The following is a 3,254-nucleotide window of genomic DNA, read 5'->3' as shown; positions in this document are numbered from 1 at the left end:
GGATTAAGGGTGAAAGTTTCATTCCTTCCTCTTCTGCCAAAGGGCAAAATCAACCAGGTTTTTACGACTGAGGGCATCTGCGACCCTGAGATATACACTGGTATATTTGTATTCACTGTGGCCCATATAAGCGGCCAGTACTGGGAGGGCATGTTGGGGTGATTCTCCCCGCTCTTTGATCTCTTTTAGGGTATTCACTGCAAAGGAATGTCGAAGGCTATGGGGAGTGGGCTGGCTGAAGTTCAAATTGCCGATGACTCTTCGTGGTTGATCAAGGCCGATCTCTTTAAGGGTCTTTCGGAACACGTAGCGGAGTTGTTCAGGCGTTAGAGGCCCCTTATTTCTCCCGGCCAGAAGATAGGGGTCCTGATCATGAGGCCTCAGGGATTGCCGGACAGAGAGGTAGTTTTCGATTTCTGTCATTGCAGCTTTGGGAACAGGGATCAGTCTCTGTTTCTTGAACTTGGTCTTCTCGATATACACAGTCCCATCATCCCGCCGGTAATGATCTCTCATCAACTTCAGAGGCTCTGAGATTCTCATACCGCACCGGGCAAGGAGCAACAAGGCCATGTATATGGCCAGATCCATCAGGAAGTGCTTTTCACTTCTGCGTACCTTTTTACAGACAGCCTCAAGAAACTGACCTGTCTCTGCGGGTGAAAACACAAAGGGGATAATACTGTTTTCCTTGAGAGGGGGGATATCCTGAAGAGGGTTTTCCACCACATAGTCCCGGCGCAAAAGGAACTGGAAGAAGACCCGCATGGAATAGAACACACTGTTCATGGCACGAGACTCCATCTCGATATTTGCTCTCATCTCGAGAAAGAAGAAGGGCTGAAGGGTTTTCCACTCCGCATTTGTTTGTTTTAGGTATCGATCAAAGATAAGAAGATGGGACCGTGAGACTTTTATGCTGTAACCCATGTTTTGGCGATAGGCCAAATACTCATTGAGTTGAGGGGCAAGGAAACTTTCAAAGTTTTTCATCGAAGAGGGTCTTTCTCATAAACTCATTGTTGATGTGAAGATATCTATGAGTGGACTGGATGTTTTGGTGCCCCATCATCTCTTTGACCTCATAGATGGACTGACCCAAATGGAGCAGATTCTGGGCATATGTGTGCCTGAGCCAGTAGGCCGATGAGGGAAGCCCCGCCTCTTTCATCGCCTTTGAGATGTATTGAACCACCGTAGTGGCGCTTATGGGGCGGTAGGGGAACTGGTGGGTCAGGAAAAGGTGTCTGGATGGACTCTTGGGTCTGCCTTTGTCCAGGTAGACGGCAATGGCCTTGATGGTCTGCTCCGGGATTGGAAGGGTTATAGGGTTTTGGCCTTTTCTCTCTGCAACGCTGAGTTCCCCTTCGCTGAAAGAGATATTATCCAGGGTGATTCTGCTGATCTCAACGGGCCTAAGCCCCAAAGAGTAAGCCAGGTGCATCATGGCATAGGTTCGCATATCCGTTGGGGTAGAGAGATTAAGGGAGGCAAAGAGTTTCTGCACTTGTTGAGGCCGCAAAAATTTGGGTAGTTTGGCCTGACCAAACATAGGAGGACCTATGAGAAGCGGGGCAAGGTCTTTTTTAATTATCTTCCGCTCGTGATAGAGATACTTCAAAAAACCCCGCAAGAAATAACGGTAAATCCTCCGGGTATTCTGTGAGACCTTAAAGGTTGCCATGAAGGCATCGAGATGCTTGATCTTTAGTGCTGAAGGCTCGATCTTGTGCCTTTTCAGGTATTCATGGAAAGTGGCTATCACCCTTCTTACCTGCCTGAGGTGATTAGACCCAACCTGTAGACTCTGTTCGTGGTAGACAAGGTATTGTTCATAGATGTCGGGTAAAGGGCTATGGGGTTTAGGAATCTCCATAGGCTCATCGATTCTGCCCTGGCTAAATAGATAATCGGAAAGAGCCCTTATGGCACGGGAGGCGCCCTTAAAGCCACTATAGGCTCGAAAGGCTTCAAGCGTATCGAAGGTAAACATCTCTTTCCACGCAATGTCCTTATGGATTACATAAATAAGAAAATCGATCAGGATCCGGGTGTACCGCAGGCTGCTGCGGCTGCCTCTATCATCCTCCACGGACTTGACCCACTGCATATAATCCAGGATCGCTTCCATCAACATCGGGCTGTCCTTATTCCCCACCTTGAGCCTCCCAAAGGGATTGCTGGATAAGGCCTCTAATCTGAGAGCGGTATTGTTTCCGATCCGAGATGGGAGGAAGTTTCGTTGCTAGAGCTTGTACCGGTTTGGAGGGTAAATCGAGCACCTGAAAGATAGCGCCGTCATAAGCGATCAGGTCTTTTTCTATAAGGCCGTCTTCGGCTTCCATGTAGTCATGGACAGTAAGCTTGAGTAGCGAGCAAATAGCATCATAGGAGTAATAAGACAGGCCATGGCGATCAGAGACCAGGACAAGAAAGAAATATAAAAGGAGCTCTTTTTGACTCAGCGCGGCCAAAAATCCATCCATCAGGAAACGGTGAGGGATAAAACTGAATCCACCGTTGATGCGTCTGACTCGGTTGGGCTTAAGGATCTTCTTCTCTATCATGATCGACTCCTTGCCTCTTTTATGATGCCCAGAATACATAAGAGCCTCTTTTAGAGTCGATCACATCTTGAAACCCCCACAGGGGGTAGTTTTCTGACTTTGCCTGTATTTACAGCCACTTGTCCCTTTAACACCTCTTGAAAACGTTTAAAGAGTAGTTGCCCGAAATACTCAATGATTATAATATGTTGCAAGCTGAACACTTCTTGAACAACCTCAAAGGGTAGTCCTGACTTTAAGCGGCTTTTGGGCGGGTTCGGGGGTGAGGTTTTATAGGACGAAATCGCACCATCAATTTTCTTCTGCAGGTAATTGGCCCTAAAATAATCAGGGTTGTTTTTGTTCCACTCTTTACACTTTTTTCTGTGCCACTCCCTTTTGCACTGGGGATCACCACATGTCCTTTGACGTTCTTTAAGCCGTGGGTTAGGCATAAACCAACGTCGGCAGATACGACATGGCCGCTTCTTGCATACACCTGCCTTATGCATCGTTTCCCCTCCTTTATCTCGTAATGAGAAAACGACTCTAAAGCAATTACCTTAGAGAGAATAGCGCCACAGTATGGCTGCTTCACCAAGTTGTTCCCAGTAATGACTTGAAAAATTAGAAGTGAATAAAACGAATGAAATGATAAGGATTTTTAATCCCTTTTTGAAGGGGAATTATATGGGGGGATCTATATAC

At 46.9% G+C, this 3,254-nt stretch carries 3 protein-coding genes; all 3 read right to left on the bottom strand.

Going from position 1 to position 3,254, the window contains the following annotated elements:
- Positions 1–18: 18 nt before the first annotated feature.
- Genes JRI46_12345 through JRI46_12335 form a run of 3 tightly spaced genes read right to left on the bottom strand, consistent with a single transcriptional unit; the run spans position 19 to position 2,567 of the window.
- Positions 19–993 (bottom strand): tyrosine-type recombinase/integrase, encoded by a 975-nt coding sequence (locus tag JRI46_12345; protein MBW2040354.1) that lies wholly within the window; start codon positions 991–993, stop codon positions 19–21.
- Positions 980–2,158 (bottom strand): tyrosine-type recombinase/integrase, encoded by a 1,179-nt coding sequence (locus tag JRI46_12340; protein ID MBW2040353.1) that lies wholly within the window; start codon positions 2,156–2,158, stop codon positions 980–982. Before JRI46_12340 ends, JRI46_12345 begins: the two co-directional genes overlap by 14 nt.
- Complete coding sequence (locus JRI46_12335) at positions 2,148–2,567, bottom strand: hypothetical protein (protein ID MBW2040352.1); 420 nt, start codon at positions 2,565–2,567, stop codon at positions 2,148–2,150. The genes JRI46_12340 and JRI46_12335 overlap by 11 nt, the downstream gene beginning before the upstream one ends.
- Positions 2,568–3,254 lie beyond the last annotated feature (687 nt).

Source organism: Deltaproteobacteria bacterium (assembly GCA_019308925.1).
GTDB lineage: Bacteria > Desulfobacterota > B13-G15 > B13-G15 > RBG-16-54-18 > JAFDHG01.
Note: the sequence above shows the minus strand (reverse complement) of the source record. Positions and strands in the feature narration are given on the sequence as shown.